Source organism: Methylococcus sp. ANG (genome assembly GCF_040730495.1).
Lineage (GTDB): Bacteria > Pseudomonadota > Gammaproteobacteria > Methylococcales > Methylococcaceae > Methylococcus.
This window is the reverse complement of record NZ_CP160399.1, coordinates 1,342,323-1,360,802: the sequence shown is the minus strand read 5'-3', so window position 1 is coordinate 1,360,802 and position 18,480 is coordinate 1,342,323. Positions and strand designations below refer to the sequence as shown.

Sequence of the window (18,480 nt, the reverse complement as noted above, 5' to 3'; positions counted from 1 at the left end):
CGGCCTTCACTCCTCGGGGGCCCGCCTTGCCGCGGTGACGCGTTCGTGGCCCTGCAGATCGCGATACCGGCGGACGTCGCGGTAGTCCAGTTTGCCGAGGATCGCGGCGACCGCGTCGGCCTGGTCGAAGCCGTGCTCGAACATCAGCCCGCCGCCGGGGGGCAACCACGGGCCGGCGTTTCCGGCGATCAGGGCGATGTCTTGCAGGCCGTCCTCCGCGGATACCAGGGCTTGGCGGGGTTCGTAGCGGACATCGCCGCGCAGCAGGTGCGGGTCGGTTGGGCTGACATAAGGAGGGTTGCTGACGATCAGGTCGAAGCGGATACCCGCCGGCAGCGGGGCGAGCCAGCTGCCCTGCAGGAACCGGATCGTTTTGGCGCCGAGTTCGTCCGCATTGCGGCGGGCGAGTGCGAGCGCGGATTCGCTGATATCCACCGCCCAGACTTCGGCGTCCGGACACTCCAGAGCCAGGGTCACGGCAATGGCGCCGCTTCCGGTGCCCAGATCGAGGATGCGGGGACGGTTTTTGCAGCGGGCCGCCTCGATGGCAAGCTCCACCAGCAGCTCCGTTTCCGGCCGGGGAATCAGCACCTCGGGGGATACGTTAAAGGATCGGGACCAGAACTCCCGTGCTCCCGTCAGATAGGCGACAGGGACACCACGCGCGCGCTCCGCGAGGTACGCCAGAAAGCGCCGTTCTTCTTCGGCTTGCAGCAGACGCTCGGGCCACGCCCTGAGATAGGCGCGGTTTTTCCCGATTGCATGGGCCAGCAGCACCTCGGCATCGAGTCGGGCCGTTTCGCTGATGGAGCCGAGTTCGCGGGTGGCGGCGTCCAGCGCTTCCAGGAGGTTGGTGGGCACGTCTTCAGCTTTCGGCCAGGCTGGCCAGCATGTCGGCCTGATGCTCCTGCACCAGGGGATCGATCACCGGGTCGAGGTCGCCCTCCATGATGGCGTCCAGCCGGTAGAGCGTGAGGTTGATGCGGTGGTCGGTCAGCCGCCCCTGCGGGAAGTTGTAGGTCCGGATGCGTTCGGAGCGGTCGCCGCTGCCCACTTGCAGTTTTCGCGACGCGGCGATCTCGGAATTCTGCTTCTCCTGGGCGGCGGCCAGGATGCGGGCCTGCAGCAGCGACATGGCGCGCGCCCGGTTCTTGTGCTGGGAACGCTCGTCCTGGCATTCCACCACGGTGCCGGTCGGAATGTGGGTGATGCGTATGGCCGAATCGGTCCGGTTCACGTGCTGGCCGCCGGCCCCCGAGGCGCGGAAGGTGTCGACGCGCAGGTCGGCCGGGTTGATGTCGATCTCGACTTCGTCGATTTCCGGGAGGATCGCCACGGTGCAGGCCGAGGTATGGATGCGGCCTTGAGCTTCGGTGGCGGGCACCCGCTGGACGCGGTGGGTGCCGGCTTCGAACTTGAGCCGGGAATAGACGCTCTGACCGCTGATGCGCATCACGACCTCCTTGTAGCCGCCGTGCTCGCCCTCGCTCTCGCCGACGATCTCGGTCCTCCAGCCCTGCCGTTCAGCGTAGCGGCTGTACATGCGCAGCAGGTCGCCGGCGAAGATCGCCGCTTCCGCGCCGCCGGTGCCGGCCCGGATTTCGAGGAACACGTTGCGCTCGTCGTTGGGATCGCGCGGCAGCAGCAGGATCTGCAGCTCCTGCTCCAGCGCTTCGCAGCGCTCGCGTCCGGCTTCGAGTTCCTCCCGCGCCAGGCTGCGGACTTCGGGGTCCTGATCCTGCAGCAGCGCTTGCGCGTACTCGATGCCGTCCAGTGTTTCCCGGTAGCGCCGGAAACAGGCGACACAGGGTTCGAGCTGGGCGTATTCCCGGCTCAGGGCCTTGAACCGGTTTTGATCGTTCTGGACTTCCGGGGTGGCCAGGAGGCCGGTGATTTCTTCGAAGCGATGGGACAGGTTCTCGAGTTTCTGCTGAACGGAAGGATTCACGTATCGGGGTCTTTGAGTTGAAAGAGTTCGCGCGCCGCGGCGACGATGTCGGCGCGTTCGTTCACGCCCGCTTGCCAGATTTGCGAGCTGGGCGCATGAATGATCTTGTTGGTCAGGGTGTCCGCCAGCCAGCGCAGGGTGTCTTCGGCGCTCTTGCCGCGGCGCAGTTCCCGCAGTGCCCGCTCCAGAGCCGCGTCGCGGTGCCGTTCGGCCAGGCTCCGGACGTCGCGGATCGTTTCGGTCGCGGCCTGGGCCCTGAGCCAGGCCAGGAAATGCTCGACTTCCAGATCGATGATTTCTTCCGCCTGCAGAGCGGCCTCCTGACGGGTCTTGAGGTTCTCCTCGACGGTGTGCTGCAGGTCGTCGACGGTGTACAGATAGACGTCCTGGAGCTGCTCGACCTCGGGCTCGATGTCCCGCGGCACCGCCAGGTCCACGATGAACATCGGCTTGTGGCGGCGGCTCCGCAGCGCGCTCTCGATGCTGCCCTTGCCGAGAATGGGCAGGGGGCTGCCGGTGGAGGCGACGATGATGTCGGCCTTGGCCAGATGCTTGGGCAGCTCTTCCAGCGAAATGGCGAAGCCGCCGAACTGGTTGGCCAGGGTATGCGCGCGGTCGAAGGTCCGATTGGCGATGATGATGTGTCCGATCCGGTTTTCGCTCAAGTGCCGCGCGGTCAGCTCGATGGTTTCGCCTGCGCCGATGAGGATGGCGGTCAGATCGCCCAAATCGTCGAAAATGCGCTGGGCCAGCCGGATGGCGGCGAAGGCGACGGATACGGGGCTGCACCCGATCGCCGTGTCGGTGCGGACCTTCTTGGCGGCGGCGAAGGTGTGGTGGAACAGCTTGGTCAGAACCTTGCCCGCGGTGCCGGCGTCGCGCGCCGCCTGATAGGCGGTCTTCATCTGGCCGAGGATCTGCGGTTCGCCCAGGATCATCGAGTCCAGCCCGCAGGCGACGCGGAACATGTGCCGGATCGTGCCGGCGTCGACGTGGGAGTAAAGGTATTGGGCGATGTCCTGGCCGTCGAGTTGCCGCTGCCCGCGCATCCAGTCGACGATGGGCCGCTGGTCGCGGCCTTCGAGCTCGCAATACACCTCGGTACGGTTGCAGGTCGACAGGATCGCTGCCTCACCCACCTGCGGCAGGCCGATCAGCTCCCGCAGCGCGGATTGCAGATGCTCGGTGGGAAAGGCAAGACGTTCCCTGATCGAAACCGGTGCGGTGGTGTGATTGACGCCTAGAGTCAGGATCGCCATTGTGGGCAGGTGGCTGAAACAGACGCCGATTTTAATGAAAATGTGCCCCTAATCCAATTTCGAGGAAGCACAAGTCTTGCCGGTTTATCGGGAAACGGTACAATTTCGCTCGGGAAAATCGGTTCTGGCCCGCGTCGCAAGCAATATCGGCAATCCCTCGTTCTCCTCAAAATATCCCAGAATATCGGCGCTGGCGGGATGCAGGGAAAGCTTTAGCCCGTCCGGTTGCTCCTTTCTCAAGCCTTTGAATTCCTACGCGCAACTCGCGGGACGATAGTGCCTAAAATTCGGATACGAAAATTCTGGCCCGGCGGTGCAGGTACTTTGCCGGGCTTGCTGTTGATTGCCCTGGCATTCGGGTGCGTGGGCCATAAAGCCAAGTTTGCGGATGAACCATTCTGGAGCGACGAGGCCGGCATCGGCGCGACGGTCAAGCCGCTGACGCCCAAATCCCAGCTCGTCTACCTGGTGCTGGCGGGAGAGTTGGCCGGCCAGCGGGGCCAGTACGAGGTTGCGCTCGAGAATTATCTCCAGGCCGCGCGCCTGTCGCGGGATGCGCGTCTCGCCGAACGGGCGACTCAGATCGCCTTGTTCGTGAAAAAATATCCCGAAGCGATCGAAGGGGTATCTCTCTGGCTGCAAGCCGAGCCCCGCAATGCGGTGGCCCGCCGCATGGCGGCCTTGCTCTACCTGAAGGAGGGAAGGCGCGACGAGGCGGTGGCGCAGATGAAGGTGCTGCTGACGCTGCCGGATGCCGATCTGGAAGACACACTCATCGAATTGGTGAAGGTGCTCGGCGGTGAGGTGCCGAAACAGGATGCGGCGGAATTCATGAACGCCTTGCTCCGGGCGTCCCCCGGTATGGCGGAGCTTCATCTCGCAGCCGCGCTTCTCGCCGCCAACCAGGGTGAGTTCCAGCGGGCATTGAACGAAACCGAGGAAGCCCTGAAGTTGCATCCGGACTGGAGCCGGGCCCGGGTGCTGCAGGCGCAGGTCATGGCGCAAATGGGCGATTCGGCCGCGGCCGGGGACATGATTCGGCGAGCGCTCAAGCGCGATCCGGACAACGCCAGATTGCGTCTGATCTATTCGCAATTTCTCATCAAGTCCGGCGACATCGAAGGCGCGCGGCGCGAGCTGGCGCGTATCGTAGCCAAGGAGCCCGGCAATCAGGACGCCCGGTTCGGGCTCGGACTGGCGCTCATCGATCTGGACCAGCTCGATGCGGCCCGGCGCGAGTTCGTGGGGCTGGCTACGTCGGGAAAATGGCGGGTTCAGGCCTACTTTTATCTGGGGCTGATCGATGCCCGCAAGGGCAGACTGGCCGAGGCGTTGGGCTGGTTCGACCGCGTCACGACCGGTCCGACCGAGTTCGATGCGCGGGTGAACGGCATCACCGCCTTGATCAGCCTGGGCCGGCTGACGGAGGCGCGAAGCCGGCTCGCCGACGTCCGCAAGCGTTTTCCGAACGAGTCGGTTCGGCTGTACCTTCTGGAAGCCGAGCTGCTTTCCAAGAACAGGGACTATGAAGAAGCCTTCAACCTGTTGACCGACGCGCTCGGCGAAATCCCGGGGCAGAGCGATCTGCTTTACGCCCGTGCCCTGGTGGCGGAGAATCTCGGGCGGTTCGACGTGCTGGAGGCGGACTTGCGCCAGGTGCTGGAAAAGAACCCCGATGATCCCAATGCATTGAATGCCCTGGGCTACACGCTCGTCGAGCGGGGCGAGCGGTTGGACGAGGCCAAGGGCTATCTCGACCGGGCGATCCGGCTCAAGCCCGACGATCCGGCGATACTCGACAGTTACGGCTGGCTGCAGTACCGGCTGCGCAATTACGCCGAAGCCGCCGAATACCTGCGCCGGGCTTACGAAAAGGTTCAAGACCCTGAGATCGCATCGCATCTGGGCGAGGTGCTGCTGGAGTCCGGCAGGCGCCAGGAAGCCAGGAAAATCCTGCGCGAGGCCTGGAAAAAGGCGCCCGAGCACAAGGATATGCAGCGGATCAAGGCGCGCTATCCGGATCTGCTGGCGCCGTGATGCGTGATCGGATCCGGCTCGCCGCGGCCTCGCTGATCGTGTTGTCGACGGCAGCCGGCTTGCAGGGCTGCGCCCCCATGCAGGCCCGGCCCGCTGTGCCGGACGTGGCGCGCTTGGCCAGCCTCGAACGCTGGCGGCTGGAAGGTCGTGTTGCGGTGCAGACCGCGGACGACGCCTGGCAAGCCAGCCTGTCCTGGGACCACGACGGCCGCCAGGATCGCCTGCGGCTCTCCGGTCCCTTGAATCAAGGAACGGTTTCCATCGTGCTCCAGGACGATTTGATTCTCGTCAACGAAGGCAACGGGAACGAGAGGATTTCCCGGGATCCCGAAGGCCTGCTGAAAGAAAAACTGGGCTTTTCCATTCCGCTGCGGAGCCTGCGCTACTGGGTCTTGGGGGTGTCGGCGCCGGGCGAGGCCAGCGAGGAGACGGAACTGTATCCGGACGGGCGCCTGAAGCATTTCAGGCAGGCGGAATGGTCGCTCGATTACGAGCGGTATCGCAGCTGGGGCCAGTTCACGTTGCCGCAGAAAGTGCTGATCCAGGGGCGTTCGCTCAAACTGAAACTGTTTGCGGACGAGTGGACCGTCGGGAACCCTCCGGCATGAAGTCGCCCTTTCTGCGCTTGCCGGCGCCGGCCAAGCTCAATCTCACCCTTCGTATCACGGGCCGCCGCCCCGACGGGTACCATAATCTGCAAACGGTCTTCCAGTTCGTGGATTTGTGCGACTGGCTCGAATTCCGGCCCAATGCCTCCGGCGAAATCAGGTTGCAGGCGTCGCTGGCGGGCGTGCCGGCCGAGCAGAACCTGATCGTCCGTGCCGCCCGGTTGCTGAAGGATCACGCTGGCGTGACTGCCGGGGCCGACATCGCCATGGAGAAAAATTTGCCGATGGGCGGCGGCCTGGGCGGCGGAAGCTCGGACGCGGCGACCACGCTGGTGGCGCTGAACCGCTTGTGGGGGCTGGGTCTGGACCGGGAAACTCTGATGAATCTCGGTCTCCGGCTGGGGGCGGACGTACCGATTTTCGTGTTCGGCCGGAGCGCATGGGCGGAAGGCGTCGGCGAAAGGCTGCAGGTCGTGGAACTGCCCGAGCCTTGGTACGTCATCGTCGTGCCGCCGTGCCATGTCTCGACCGCCGAGATATTCGGTGCCCCTGATTTGACAAGAGATAACGACCCAATCAAAATATCCGACTTCCTTGCGGGAAGCCATGAGAATCATTGCCTGGACGCCGTCGTGCGTCGTTACCCGGTGGTGGGCGAGGCGATGCGCGTGCTGGGGAGATATTCCCGGGATGTCCGGCTGACGGGCACGGGCGCCTGCGTATATTCGGTCCATGGCAGCGAGGAAGAAGCCACGGCCGCATGTGAGGGCTTGTCCCGCGACTGGACCGCCATGGTGGCGTCCGGCCGCAACCTGTCGCCTCTGTACGAGGCGCTGGACGAACTATAGATTTTCTGCATTTATTTTGGGGCGTAGCCAAGCGGTAAGGCACCGGGTTTTGATCCCGGCATTCCCAGGTTCGAATCCTGGCGCCCCAGCCAACTCCCTGTCTGCGTCGATATCTGGAGTGCACGATGACCGACACCTCCTTCATGGTGTTTTCGGGTAATGCAAATCTCCCCCTTGCCGAAGGCGTTGTGCGCAAGCTCAACATGCGCCTGGGCATGGCGACGGTAGGGCGGTTCAGCGACGGCGAGATCGCGGTCGAGATCGAGGAGCACGTGCGCGGGCGCGAGGTGTTCGTCATCCAGCCCACTTCGCAGCCCATCAACGAGAACCTCATGGAGCTTCTCGTCATGATCGACGCTTTGCGCAGGTCGTCCGCGTCGGTCATCACCGCGGTCATCCCGTATTTCGGCTATGCCCGGCAGGACCGGCGCATCCGTTCGGCGCGGGTGCCGATCACCGCCAAACTGGTGGCCAAGATGATCTGCGCCGCCGGCGCCGACCGGGTCCTGACCGTCGACCTGCATGCCGATCAGATCCAGGGGTTTTTCGACGTCCCGGTGGACAATGTCTATGCCTCGCCGATCCTGCTCGGCGACGTCTGGCGACAGAAATACCCCGATCTCATGGTGGTATCGCCCGACGTCGGCGGGGTGGTCAGGGCCAGGGCGCTGGCCAAGCGGCTCGACGACGCCGATCTCGCCATCATCGACAAGCGCCGTCCGCGCGCGAACGAGGCGAAGGTCATGAACATCATCGGCGACGTCCGGGGGCGGACCTGCGTCATGGTCGACGACCTCGTCGACACCGCGGGCACCTTGTGCAAGGCCGCCGGTGCCCTGAAGGAGCACGGCGCCGAAAGGGTGGTGGCGTACTGTACCCATCCGGTGCTTTCCGGTCCCGCGGTCGACAACATCGAGGCGTCGCTGCTGGACGAACTGGTGGTGACCGACACGATTCCCTTGCAGGAGCGTGCGCGGGCCTGTAACAGAATCCGGCAATTGACCATTGCCGAAATGCTGGCGGAAACGATCCGCCGGATCGCCATGGGGGAATCGGTCAGTTCGCTGTACGTGGATTGACCGGGGCCCTCGTTTTTCAACATCTGCTAAGAGTATTTTGGAGAAAGAGATGGTAGGCAATTTCGTATTTGAAGCCGAATTGCGCGATCAATTGGGCAAGGGCGCGTCCCGTCGCCTGCGCCATGCCGGCAAGGTTCCGGCCGTGCTTTATGGGGGTGGTGGTGAACCGGTGTCGCTGTTGCTGGAGCATCACAAAGTTGTCAAAAGCCTGGAAAACGAGGCGACGTATTCGCACGTGCTGACGATCCGTTTCGACGGTCGCGAGGAAAACGCCATTCTGAAGGCCGTGCAGCGCCATCCCGCCAAGCCCATCGTGATGCACATGGATTTTCAGCGCGTCAGCGCGGCGGACAAGATCCGCGTCCACGTGCCCCTGCACTTCGTCAACCAGGAATCCTCGGTAGGCGTCAAGAAAGGCGGAGTGGTATCCCATAGCATGGTGGACGTGGAGGTCGATTGCTTTTCCAAGGATCTGCCCGAGTACATCGAGGTCGATCTTGGCCAGGTCGACATCGGTGACATCATCCACCTGTCGGACCTCAAGCTTCCGGCGGGCGTCGAAATCCACGCACTCGCACAGGGTGCCGGCCATGACCTGCCGGTGGCTTCCGTGCACGCGCCGCGTACTGCGGAAGGCGGCGAGGGCGGAGCGGGCTGACCGGGCCGGGCGGCATGGTCAAGCTGATCGTCGGCCTCGGCAACCCGGGGCCGGCTTATGACCGAACCCGGCACAATGCCGGGTTCTGGTTCATGGGTAGGCTGGCGGCCGCGCACGCCTGCGTATTGCGGGAGGAGTCCCGTTTCCATGGCCGCGTCGGAACGATCAAGGTGGCCGAGCCCATTCATCTCCTGGAGCCTCTGACCTTCATGAACCGAAGCGGGCTCGCGGTGGCGGCGATAGCCAAGTTTTACAAGATCGCACCCGAGCACATCCTCGTGGTTCACGACGAGCTCGACTTCGGGCCGGGGCTCGTTCGTGTCAAACGGGACGGCGGCCATGGCGGGCACAACGGCCTCCGCGACATCATGGCGCAACTGGGAAGTGGCGGATTTCTGCGTCTGAGGATCGGAATCGGACGGCCGGTCGGGTCCATGGCGGTGGCGGATTACGTGTTGGCCGCGCCCTCGTCCGTCGATCGCCAAGCCATTTTCGGGGCGATAGACAAAGCCTTGGATTGTCTGCCCGAACTGCTGGCCGGCAATGTCGAGCAGGCGATGAACCGCTTGCACGTTTGAATGGCCGCGCCGGACGAAGATGACTTGCGGTTGCTTGACACGGTCATAAGACTCTGGAAAAATGCACGCTTTCCGCTTTGGAGGGGTTCCCGAGCGGTCAAAGGGATCAGACTGTAAATCTGACGGCTCAGCCTTCGAAGGTTCGAATCCTTCCCCCTCCACCAATTGGATTTTGTGGTACGCGGGTGTAGTTCAATGGTAGAACCTCAGCCTTCCAAGCTGATGGTGTGGGTTCGATTCCCATCACCCGCTCCAGTGTTGTGATGGTGTGCTAAAGATTGAATTGCCCATATAGCTCAGTCGGTAGAGCACTTCCTTGGTAAGGAAGAGGTCACCGGTTCAAGTCCGGTTATGGGCTCCATCGTATATCTGTAAACCGTTTTTGACTGAATTGAAATAGCCGAATCAGGGGTGTTGGCGGATGTCCAAAGAGAAATTTACGCGCACGAAACCGCATGTGAATGTGGGAACGATAGGTCACGTGGATCATGGGAAGACGACGCTGACGGCGGCCCTGACCAAGTGCATGGCGGCGAAGTTCGGAGGCGAATTCAAGGCCTACGACCAGATTGACGCGGCGCCGGAAGAGCGTGCGCGCGGCATCACCATCGCCACCGCCCATGTGGAATACGAATCGAACGCGCGTCACTACGCCCACGTCGACTGCCCCGGTCACGCCGACTACGTCAAGAACATGATCACCGGTGCGGCCCAGATGGACGGTGCCATCCTGGTGTGCTCCGCCGCCGACGGCCCGATGCCGCAGACCCGCGAACACATCCTCCTGGCGCGTCAGGTCGGCGTCCCCTACATCGTCGTGTTCCTGAACAAGGCCGACATGGTCGACGATCCCGAGCTGGTGGAGCTGGTCGAAATGGAGCTGCGCGAACTGCTCTCCAAGTACGACTTTCCCGGCGACGACATCCCCATCATCAAGGGCTCCGCCCTGAAGGCGCTGGAAGGCGACACCAGCGAAATCGGCGTGCCGGCGGTCGAAGCCCTGGTGCAGGCGCTGGACGACTATATTCCCGAGCCCGAGCGCGCCATCGACCGGCCGTTCCTCATGCCGATCGAAGACGTCTTCTCGATCTCCGGGCGCGGCACCGTGGTGACCGGGCGCGTCGAGCGCGGCATCATCAAGGTGGGCGAAGAAATCGAAATCGTCGGCATCAAAGCCACGACCAAGACCACCTGCACCGGCGTCGAAATGTTCCGGAAGCTGCTCGACCAGGGCCAGGCCGGCGACAACATCGGCGTCCTGCTGCGCGGCACCAAGCGAGAAGACGTCGAGCGCGGCCAGGTGCTGGCCAAGCCCGGCAGCATCACCCCGCACACGCACTTCGAAGCGGAGATCTACGTTCTGTCCAAGGAAGAAGGCGGTCGACACACCCCGTTCTTCAACGGCTACCGGCCGCAGTTCTACTTCCGGACCACCGACGTCACCGGCGCGGTCACGTTGCCGGAAGGGATCGAAATGGTCATGCCGGGCGACAACGTCAAGATCGAAGTGAAGCTGATCGCGCCGATCGCCATGGACGAAGGCTTGCGGTTTGCAGTACGCGAAGGCGGCCGTACCGTCGGCGCAGGCGTTGTCTCCAAGATCATCGAGTAAGGGGCTAGGGGCGGACCCGACAGGTTCGCCCATTTCCGAATACCTAGGTCAGTAGCTCAATTGGTAGAGCAGCGGTCTCCAAAACCGCAGGTTGGGGGTTCGAGCCCCTCCTGGCCTGCCACTACATGATGCGGGCGCCCGTTGACGGGCGCCCTCTCGTATTTTCATAACGATCCGGCGCATGTCTACTCAAACTACTTCGGAGTCCGGTGCTTCCGGTCTGGATACCGTCAAGCTTGCTCTTGCGCTGGTATTTCTAATCGCTGGCATCGTCGCATACTATTATTTCGGCGATTATTCCGTCGTCTACCGTACGCTTGGAGTCGTCGGCGCTGTCATTGTGGCGGCCGCGCTGGTGTCAGCGACGGCCAAGGGGCGGTCGCTGCTCGGATTTTTCCGCGAGTCGCGCATCGAGGTTCGAAAAGTGATCTGGCCGACGCGGCAGGAGGCAGCGCAAGCCACGTTGATGGTGGTCGCGCTGGTTTTCTTCGTCGGAATTTTTCTCTGGCTGCTCGACATGCTTCTGTTTTGGGCAATCACCTCGATCACCGGGTAATAGGGGGCGATCGTGGCGCTACGCTGGTACGTAATCCAGGCTTATTCCAATTTCGAAAACCGCGTAAAGCGTTCTCTGGAGGAGCGAGTGGCCCGGGCCGGGCTTGAGCGTTATTTCGGCAAGATCCTGGTGCCGACCGAGGAGGTGCTGGAAATGCGGCAGGGCCAGCAGCGCAAAGGCGAGCGGAAATTCTTTCCGGGGTATGTCCTGGTCCAGATGGAGTTGAATGACGATACCTGGCATCTGGTGCGCGACGTTCCGCGGGTGCTGGGGTTTGTCGGCGGGACGCCGGACCATCCCGCCCCGATCACCGATGCGGAAGCGGAAGCGATCCTGGCGCGCGTGGAGGAAGGGGTCAAGAAGCCCAAGCACAAGGTACTTTACGAAGTTGGCGAAGTCGTCCGCGTCATCGACGGTCCATTCAAGGATTTCAACGGCGTCGTCGAGGAAGTCAATTACGAAAAGAGCAAGCTCAGAGTTTCCGTCCTGATTTTTGGACGATCCACGCCTGTCGAGCTCGAATTCGGACAGGTCGAGAAAGGCTAGGCGAGGCGGTTGCAAGCAGGGGCCGTGGCTGCCGTCGCGAGCCCTTTTTTATTTAGGGGAGCCCAAGAGGCGTTCGTACCCATAGGAGTCAGAAAATGGCAAAGAAAATCACTGGTTACATCAAGCTTCAGGTCAAGGCCGGCGAGGCCAATCCGAGCCCGCCGGTCGGTCCGGCGCTCGGTCAGCGCGGCGTCAACATCATGGAGTTCTGCAAGGCATTCAACGCCCAGACCCAGAACGTCGAGAAAGGCCTGCCGCTTCCGGTCGTCATTACGGTGTATGCGGACCGCAGTTTTACCTTCATCACCAAGACTCCGCCGGCTTCGGTGCTGTTGAAGAAGGCACTCGGACTGAAGTCCGGAAGCTCCAAGCCGAACACCGACAAGGTCGGGACGGTTACGCGGGCCCAGTTGGAAGAAATCGCCAAGATGAAAATGCCGGATTTGACGGCGGCGGATATGGACGCAGCCGTGCGCACCATTGCAGGTAGCGCGACCAGCATGGGTTTGATTGTGGAGGGTGTGTGATGGCTCGTTTGACCAAAAGGCTCAAGTCGATCAAGGACAAGGTTCAGCCCGGTAAGGTGTATGCGATCGACGAGGCGTTCGATGTGCTGAAATCGGTCAGCTCCGTCAAGTTCGTCGAGTCGGTGGACGTGGCGGTGAATCTCGGCGTCGATCCCCGCAAGTCCGATCAGGCCGTACGCGGTGCGACCGTCCTTCCCCACGGGACCGGCAAGTCGGTCCGAGTGGCGGTGTTCGCCCAGGGGGCGAATGCCGAGGCCGCCCTGGCGGCAGGGGCGGACATCGTCGGCATGGACGACCTTGGCGCGCAGGTGAAGGCCGGCGAGCTGAATTTCGACGTCGTCATCGCGGCCCCGGATGCCATGCGCGTGGTCGGCCAATTGGGCCAGATTCTCGGTCCGCGCGGCCTGATGCCGAACCCCAAGACCGGTACCGTCACCCCGGACGTCGCCACGGCCGTCAAGAACGCAAAGGCCGGTCAGGTCCGTTACCGTACCGACAAGAAGGGCATCATTCATTGCACGATCGGCAAGATCAGCTTCGAGCCGTCGGCGCTGAAGGAGAACCTGGAAGCCTTGCTGGTGGATCTGAAGAAGCTCAAGCCGAGCACCTCGAAGGGCGTGTATGTCAAGAAGGTCACTGTATCTTCGACCATGGGGCCGGGCTTGGCCGTGGACCAGAACACGCTGACCGCCTGATTCCGCAACGAATTATCTGACTTTGGGTTGCCGGATTTCCGGTAACCGTCAAAGACCGCAGGCGTGCCTCGAGCACTTAATCCACCCAGCCTGCGCAGACGGTGACTGAAGCCGAATATCGGCGAAAGGAGCCGTTACAAGAGTCCCCGGCTTCGGCCGGGGTGACATGGCTCTGAATGGTTTCCCAAACTATTCAGTTTTTCTGGAGGTAACGAGTGGCACTGAGACTCGATGACAAGAAAGCAGTCGTCGCCGAGGTTGCAGCCGTTGCCGCCCAAGCGCACTCCGCAGTTGCGGCGGAATACCGGGGACTGAGCGTCTCCGCTCTGACGCAGCTCCGCAAGGAGGCGCGCGAGTCCGGGGTTTACCTGCGCGTCGTCAAGAATACCTTGGCGCGCAAGGCCGTTGAAGGCACGAGTTTCGAGTGCATGCAGGACGGCTTGGTGGGACCCTTGATTCTCGCGTTTTCCCTTGAGGATCCGGGCTCCGCGGCCCGCGTAGTCAGCGCATTCGCCAAGACCAACGACAAGCTCGTCGTGAAGTTGGTGGCGGTTGGCGGCAAACAATACGGCCCGTCCGAGCTCGAGCGTTTGGCTTCGCTGCCGAACCGCGAGCAGGCGATCAGCATGTTGATGGGCACGATGAAGGCGCCGATCGAGAAGTTCGTCCGCACCCTGGCGGAACCGCACGCGAAATTCGTGCGCACCGTGGCGGCGGTTCGGGATCAGAAGCAGGCCGCGTAACCCGCAGGTCCGGCAGAAAGAAATTTCGGAGAAATGACAATGGCAGTTTCCAAAGAAGATATCCTTGAGACTATTTCCAACATGACCGTCATGGAGATCGTGGATCTCATTTCGGCAATGGAAGAGAAGTTCGGCGTGTCCGCGGCGGCGGCAGTCGCGGTGGCTCCTGCAGCGGCAGGCGCAGCGGCTCCGGCGGTTGAAGAAAAGACCGAGTTCGACGTCGTCATGACCAGCTTCGGCGCCAACAAGGTCAATGTGATCAAGGCGATCCGCGAGATCACCGGCCTGGGGCTGAAGGAAGCGAAAGACCTGGTCGAGGGCGTGCCCTCCACCGTCAAGGAAGGCGTTGCCAAGCAGGAAGCCGACGACATCAAGAAGAAGCTGGAAGAAGCCGGCGCCGCTGTCGACGTTAAGTAACGAAACGTTGCGCACCCGCTTCTTTTAAGGAAGAGCTTCGATTCAGGCTGGCAGCGTTGCGCTGCCGGCCTTTCGGCGTTTGCGGATTGTTACGGAATCGGTTACCTTGTGGACTCCGATCTTCCGTCCATGCCGCCCTCCGTATCACACGTGGCAACCCGATAACGAGCCAAGGCATATCCCCGATACTGCCGGCACAGCCTCTCGAAGGCTTTAGGCTCACGATATTTCAAGCAAACCAAACTCAGGTCAGGAACCAACATGGCTTACTCGTTTACCGAGAAAAAACGAATTCGCAAGAGTTTCGGAAAGCGCCAGGACGTGCTGGAGGTCCCCTATCTTCTGGCGACACAGGTTGACTCGTACCGGCGGTTTTTGCAACTCGAGAAGCAGCCCTCCGGCAGGAGCGACGAAGGCTTGCACGCGGCGTTGAAGTCGGTTTTCCCGATCAAGAGCCATTCCGGCAACATCGTGCTCGAATATGTGAGCTATCGTCTGGGCGATCCGGTGTTCGACGTCAAGGAATGCCAGCAGCGCGGGACCACCTATGCGGCGCCGCTGCGCGTGCTCGTACGCCTGGTGGTCTACGACAAGGAGGCGCCGGCGAACGCCAAGGTCGTCAAGGACATCAAGGAGCAGGAGATCTACATGGGCGAAATTCCGCTCATGACCGACAACGGCACCTTCGTCATCAACGGTACGGAGCGGGTGATCGTTTCCCAGCTGCACCGTTCGCCCGGCGTGTTCTTCGACCACGACCGGGGCAAGACCCATTCCTCGGGAAAGCTGCTGTTCAATGCCAGAATCATCCCGTACCGCGGGTCCTGGCTGGATTTCGAATTCGACCACAAGGATTGCGTTTACGTCCGCATCGACCGTCGCCGCAAGCTGCCGGCCACGGTGCTGCTGCGCGCCTTGGGCTATGACAACGAACAGATCATCGCCGAGTTTTTCGACACCAATCGTTTCCTGCTTTCGTCCGGCGGCATTCAGCTGGAACTGATTCCCGAGCGTCTGCGTGGCGATATCGCGAGCTTCGACATTCGGCTTGGCGATCAGATCGTGGTCGAGAAGGACCACCGGATCACCGCACGCCACATCCGGATGCTGCAGAAAGAGAACGTGAGCCTCCTCGATGTTCCGAAGGATTACCTGTACGGCAAGGTGCTCGCGCACAACGTCGTGGATACTTCGACGGGCGAGCTCATCGCCAAGGTGAATCAGGAGATCACCGAGGATGTCTATGGACGTCTCATGGGCGCGGGCATCGCCGAAGTTCGCACCCTGTACGTGAACGATCTCGACCGCGGGCCTTACGTCTCCAACACCATGCGCATCGACCTGACCGAGACGCAGCTGGATGCCCTGGTGGAAATCTACCGCATGATGCGTCCGGGCGAACCGCCCACCAAGGAGGCCGCACAGACCCTGTTCGAGAATCTGTTCTTCTCGTCCGAGCGCTATGATCTGTCCGCCGTCGGCCGGATGAAATTCAACCGGCGCCTGGGGCGGGCCGATCCGACCGGCCCCGGCGTGCTGGAAAACGACGACATCATCGCGGTGCTGAAGGAGCTGATCAACATCCGTAACGGCAGTGGCACGGTCGATGACATCGACCATCTCGGCAACCGCCGCGTCCGGTCCGTGGGCGAGATGGTGGAGAACCAGTTCCGGCTCGGCCTGGTCCGGGTCGAACGGGCGGTGAAGGAGCGCCTGTCGCTGCCTGACGCCGACGGCCTGATGCCGCAGGAAATCATCAACGCCAAGCCGGTGGCGGCTTCGATCAAGGAGTTCTTCGGTTCGAGCCAGCTCTCGCAGTTCATGGACCAGAACAATCCGCTGTCCGAGGTCACTCACAAGCGTCGCGTGTCGGCCCTGGGACCGGGCGGTCTGGCGCGTGAGCGCGCCGGCTTCGAAGTGCGCGACGTGCATACCACGCACTACGGCCGCGTCTGCCCGATCGAAACGCCTGAAGGCCCGAACATCGGCCTGATCAACTCGCTCGCCGTCTATTCGCGCACCAACGAATACGGCTTTCTGGAGACTCCGTACCGAAAGGTGATCGACGGTCGGGTGACCGATGAGATCGAATACCTGTCGGCCATCGAGGAGGGCCAGTACTACATCGCACAGGCCAGCGCCTCGGTGGACGAAAACGGGCTGCTCAAGGACGATCTGGTTTCTTGCCGCCACAAGGATGAATTCACGCTGGGTTCGCGGGAAAACATCAACTACATGGACGTATCGTCCAAGCAGATCGTGTCGGTCGCGGCTTCGCTGATCCCGTTCCTCGAACACGACGACGCCAACCGCGCCTTGATGGGCTCGAACATGCAGCGCCAGGCGGTACCGACGCTGCGCACGGAAAAGCCTTTGGTAGGTACCGGCATGGAGCGCATCGTCGCCCGCGATTCCGGCGTGGCGGTCGTCGCCAAGCGCGGTGGAACGGTCGAGTTCGTGGATGCCGGCCGCATCGTGGTCCGGGTCAACGACGATGAAACCGAGGCGGGCGTTCCGGGTGTCGACATCTACAACCTGACCAAATACACCCGTTCCAACCAGAACACCTGCATCAACCAGAAGCCGCTGGTGAAACCGGGAGACGTGGTGGCCCGCAACGACGTGCTGGCCGATGGTCCGTCGACCGACATGGGTGAGCTGGCGCTGGGCCAGAACCTGCTGGTCGCGTTCATGCCCTGGAACGGCTACAACTTCGAAGATTCGATCCTGATCTCGGAACGGGTGGTGCAGGACGACCGCTTCACCACCATCCATATCGAGGAAAAGACCTGCGTCGCGCGCGATACCAAGCTCGGGCCGGAGGAAATCACGGCCGACATCCCGAACGTCGGGGAGGCCGCGCTGGCCAAGCTGGACGAGTCGGGCATCGTCTACATCGGCGCGGAAGTCAAGGCCGGCGACATCCTGGTGGGCAAGGTGACGCCCAAGGGCGAAACCCAGCTCACGCCCGAAGAAAAACTGTTGAGGGCGATCTTCGGCGAGAAGGCTTCGGACGTGAAGGACACTTCGCTACGCGTGCCTTCGGGCATGGACGGCACGGTCATCGACGTGCAGGTCTTCACCCGCGACGGTGTGAAAAAGGATGAACGCGCCCGCCAGATCGAGGAGGCCGAGATCGAAAAGGTCCGCAAGGACCTGAACGACCAGCTCCGCATCATCGAGAAGGATTTCTACCAGCGTGCCGAGCAGATGGTGCTGGGCAAGGTGGCCGACATGGGGCCGGCCGGCCTGAAGCGCGGCGCCACCGTAACCCGGGAATACCTGGATTCGATCAAGCCCGCGCAATGGCTGGAGATCCGGCTGCAGGAAGAAGACGTCAATCTGCAGATCGAAGCGATCGCGGAGCAGATCGCCCAGCAGCGCGAGGAGATCGCCAAGCGCCTCGAAGAGAAGCGCCGCAAGATCACCATGGGTGACGATCTCGCTCCGGGCGTGCTCAAGATGGTGAAGGTGTACCTGGCGGTCAAGCGCCGCATTCAGCCGGGTGACAAGATGGCCGGCCGCCACGGGAACAAAGGCGTGATTTCGCGCATCGTACCTGTGGAAGACATGCCGTATTCGGCTGACGGTACGCCGGTCGACATCGTGCTGAATCCGCTGGGCGTGCCTTCGCGCATGAACGTCGGCCAGGTGCTCGAGACCCATCTCGGCTGGGCGGCCAAAGGCGTGGGCCTGAAGATCGGCCGGATGCTGGAAGCCAAGGCCAGGATCGAGGAGCTCAGGTCTTTCCTCACCCAGGTGTACAACGTCAGCGGCCGACGGGAGGACATCGCCAGTCTGAGCGACGCCGAGGTCATGGAGCTCGCCGGCAACCTGCAGGGCGGTGTGCCGATGGCGACCCCGGTGTTCGACGGTGCCACCGAGGAAGACATCAAGGCCATGCTGAGGCTGGCCGACCTTCCCGAAAGCGGCCAGGCGACTTTGTTCGACGGACGCACCGGCGACGTTTTCGACCGTCCGGTGACCGTCGGTTACATGTACATGCTGAAGCTCAATCATCTGGTCGACGACAAGATGCATGCGCGCTCCACCGGTCCGTACAGCCTGGTGACCCAGCAGCCGCTGGGCGGCAAGGCGCAGTTCGGCGGGCAGCGTTTCGGCGAAATGGAAGTGTGGGCGCTGGAAGCCTACGGTGCCGCCTGCACCCTGCAGGAGATGCTGACGGTGAAATCCGACGATGTGAACGGCAGGACCAAGATGTACAAGAACATCGTCGACGGCGATCACCGGATGGAGGCCGCCATGCCGGAGTCCTTCAACGTCTTGATCAAGGAAATCCGTTCGCTCGGTATCAACATCGAGCTCGAGCAGGACTGATCGCCACCGCGCGCAGCAGGCAGCCGTTCGC

The 18,480-nt window shown here is 62.4% G+C and carries 17 protein-coding genes and 5 tRNA genes; 19 read left to right on the top strand and 3 right to left on the bottom strand.

Features of this window, described 5'->3' with window-relative positions; translation table 11 throughout:
- Positions 1–6 precede the first annotated feature (6 nt).
- From prmC to hemA, 3 genes are read right to left on the bottom strand one after another with little or no spacing between them, the layout of a single operon-like run.
- Complete coding sequence (prmC, locus tag ABZN20_RS06430; RefSeq protein WP_367027133.1) at positions 7–861, bottom strand: peptide chain release factor N(5)-glutamine methyltransferase; 855 nt, start codon at positions 859–861, stop codon at positions 7–9.
- Between the two features lie 4 nt (positions 862–865).
- Positions 866–1,948 carry a peptide chain release factor 1 gene (prfA, locus tag ABZN20_RS06425; protein WP_218807122.1) on the bottom strand — a complete coding sequence of 361 codons (1,083 nt, stop codon included), beginning with the start codon at positions 1,946–1,948 and terminating at the stop codon, positions 866–868.
- The gene (gene hemA, locus ABZN20_RS06420; protein ID WP_218807121.1) at positions 1,945–3,207 is read right to left on the bottom strand and encodes a glutamyl-tRNA reductase; all 1,263 of its coding nucleotides are present in this window, start codon (positions 3,205–3,207) and stop codon (positions 1,945–1,947) included. Before hemA ends, prfA begins: the two co-directional genes overlap by 4 nt.
- Positions 3,208–3,570: 363 nt before the next feature.
- On the opposite strand from hemA, the gene ABZN20_RS06415 reads away from it, so the two are divergent.
- The 19 genes from ABZN20_RS06415 (at position 3,571) to rpoB (ending at position 18,449) form a co-directional block, all read left to right on the top strand.
- Entirely contained in the window at positions 3,571–5,244 is a 1,674-nt protein-coding gene (locus ABZN20_RS06415) for a tetratricopeptide repeat protein (protein ID WP_367027132.1), read from the top strand.
- The gene (gene lolB, locus ABZN20_RS06410; RefSeq protein WP_367027131.1) at positions 5,244–5,852 is read left to right on the top strand and encodes a lipoprotein insertase outer membrane protein LolB; all 609 of its coding nucleotides are present in this window, start codon (positions 5,244–5,246) and stop codon (positions 5,850–5,852) included. The genes ABZN20_RS06415 and lolB overlap by 1 nt, the downstream gene beginning before the upstream one ends.
- Positions 5,849–6,700 carry a 4-(cytidine 5'-diphospho)-2-C-methyl-D-erythritol kinase gene (ispE, locus tag ABZN20_RS06405; RefSeq protein WP_367027130.1) on the top strand — a complete coding sequence of 284 codons (852 nt, stop codon included), beginning with the start codon at positions 5,849–5,851 and terminating at the stop codon, positions 6,698–6,700. The genes lolB and ispE overlap by 4 nt, the downstream gene beginning before the upstream one ends.
- A gap of 17 nt (positions 6,701–6,717) precedes the next feature.
- Positions 6,718–6,792, top strand: a tRNA-Gln gene (locus tag ABZN20_RS06400).
- Positions 6,793–6,825: 33 nt separating this feature from the next.
- Positions 6,826–7,779: a ribose-phosphate diphosphokinase gene (locus ABZN20_RS06395; protein ID WP_218807117.1), complete on the top strand. Its 954-nt coding sequence runs from the start codon at positions 6,826–6,828 to the stop codon at positions 7,777–7,779.
- Positions 7,780–7,828: 49 nt separating this feature from the next.
- Entirely contained in the window at positions 7,829–8,437 is a 609-nt protein-coding gene (locus ABZN20_RS06390) for a 50S ribosomal protein L25/general stress protein Ctc (protein WP_367027129.1), read from the top strand.
- A gap of 14 nt (positions 8,438–8,451) precedes the next feature.
- Complete coding sequence (gene pth, locus ABZN20_RS06385) at positions 8,452–9,015, top strand: aminoacyl-tRNA hydrolase (RefSeq protein ID WP_367027128.1); 564 nt, start codon at positions 8,452–8,454, stop codon at positions 9,013–9,015.
- Between the two features lie 79 nt (positions 9,016–9,094).
- Positions 9,095–9,179, top strand: a tRNA-Tyr gene (locus ABZN20_RS06380).
- A 17-nt stretch (positions 9,180–9,196) separates the two neighbouring features.
- Positions 9,197–9,270, top strand: a tRNA-Gly gene (locus ABZN20_RS06375).
- 30 nt (positions 9,271–9,300) lie between these two features.
- Positions 9,301–9,376: transfer RNA gene (locus tag ABZN20_RS06370), tRNA-Thr, on the top strand.
- Between the two features lie 60 nt (positions 9,377–9,436).
- Positions 9,437–10,627 carry an elongation factor Tu gene (tuf, locus tag ABZN20_RS06365; protein ID WP_218807114.1) on the top strand — a complete coding sequence of 397 codons (1,191 nt, stop codon included), beginning with the start codon at positions 9,437–9,439 and terminating at the stop codon, positions 10,625–10,627.
- A gap of 45 nt (positions 10,628–10,672) precedes the next feature.
- Positions 10,673–10,748, top strand: a tRNA-Trp gene (locus tag ABZN20_RS06360).
- 60 nt (positions 10,749–10,808) lie between these two features.
- Complete coding sequence (secE, locus tag ABZN20_RS06355) at positions 10,809–11,183, top strand: preprotein translocase subunit SecE (RefSeq protein WP_218807113.1); 375 nt, start codon at positions 10,809–10,811, stop codon at positions 11,181–11,183.
- Positions 11,184–11,195: 12 nt separating this feature from the next.
- Complete coding sequence (nusG, locus tag ABZN20_RS06350) at positions 11,196–11,729, top strand: transcription termination/antitermination protein NusG (RefSeq protein WP_218807112.1); 534 nt, start codon at positions 11,196–11,198, stop codon at positions 11,727–11,729.
- A 95-nt stretch (positions 11,730–11,824) separates the two neighbouring features.
- Positions 11,825–12,256 (top strand): 50S ribosomal protein L11, encoded by a 432-nt coding sequence (rplK, locus tag ABZN20_RS06345; RefSeq protein ID WP_010960362.1) that lies wholly within the window; start codon positions 11,825–11,827, stop codon positions 12,254–12,256.
- Entirely contained in the window at positions 12,256–12,951 is a 696-nt protein-coding gene (gene rplA, locus ABZN20_RS06340; RefSeq protein ID WP_218807111.1) for a 50S ribosomal protein L1, read from the top strand. Before rplK ends, rplA begins: the two co-directional genes overlap by 1 nt.
- Before the next feature lie 215 nt (positions 12,952–13,166).
- Positions 13,167–13,694, top strand: a complete 528-nt coding sequence (gene rplJ / locus ABZN20_RS06335; RefSeq protein ID WP_218807110.1) for a 50S ribosomal protein L10 — start codon at positions 13,167–13,169, stop codon at positions 13,692–13,694.
- A 39-nt stretch (positions 13,695–13,733) separates the two neighbouring features.
- Positions 13,734–14,111 (top strand): 50S ribosomal protein L7/L12, encoded by a 378-nt coding sequence (rplL, locus tag ABZN20_RS06330; RefSeq protein WP_218807109.1) that lies wholly within the window; start codon positions 13,734–13,736, stop codon positions 14,109–14,111.
- Positions 14,112–14,372: 261 nt separating this feature from the next.
- Positions 14,373–18,449, top strand: coding sequence for a DNA-directed RNA polymerase subunit beta (gene rpoB / locus ABZN20_RS06325; protein WP_367027127.1), 4,077 nt, complete (start codon positions 14,373–14,375; stop codon positions 18,447–18,449).
- Positions 18,450–18,480: the final 31 nt, after the last annotated feature.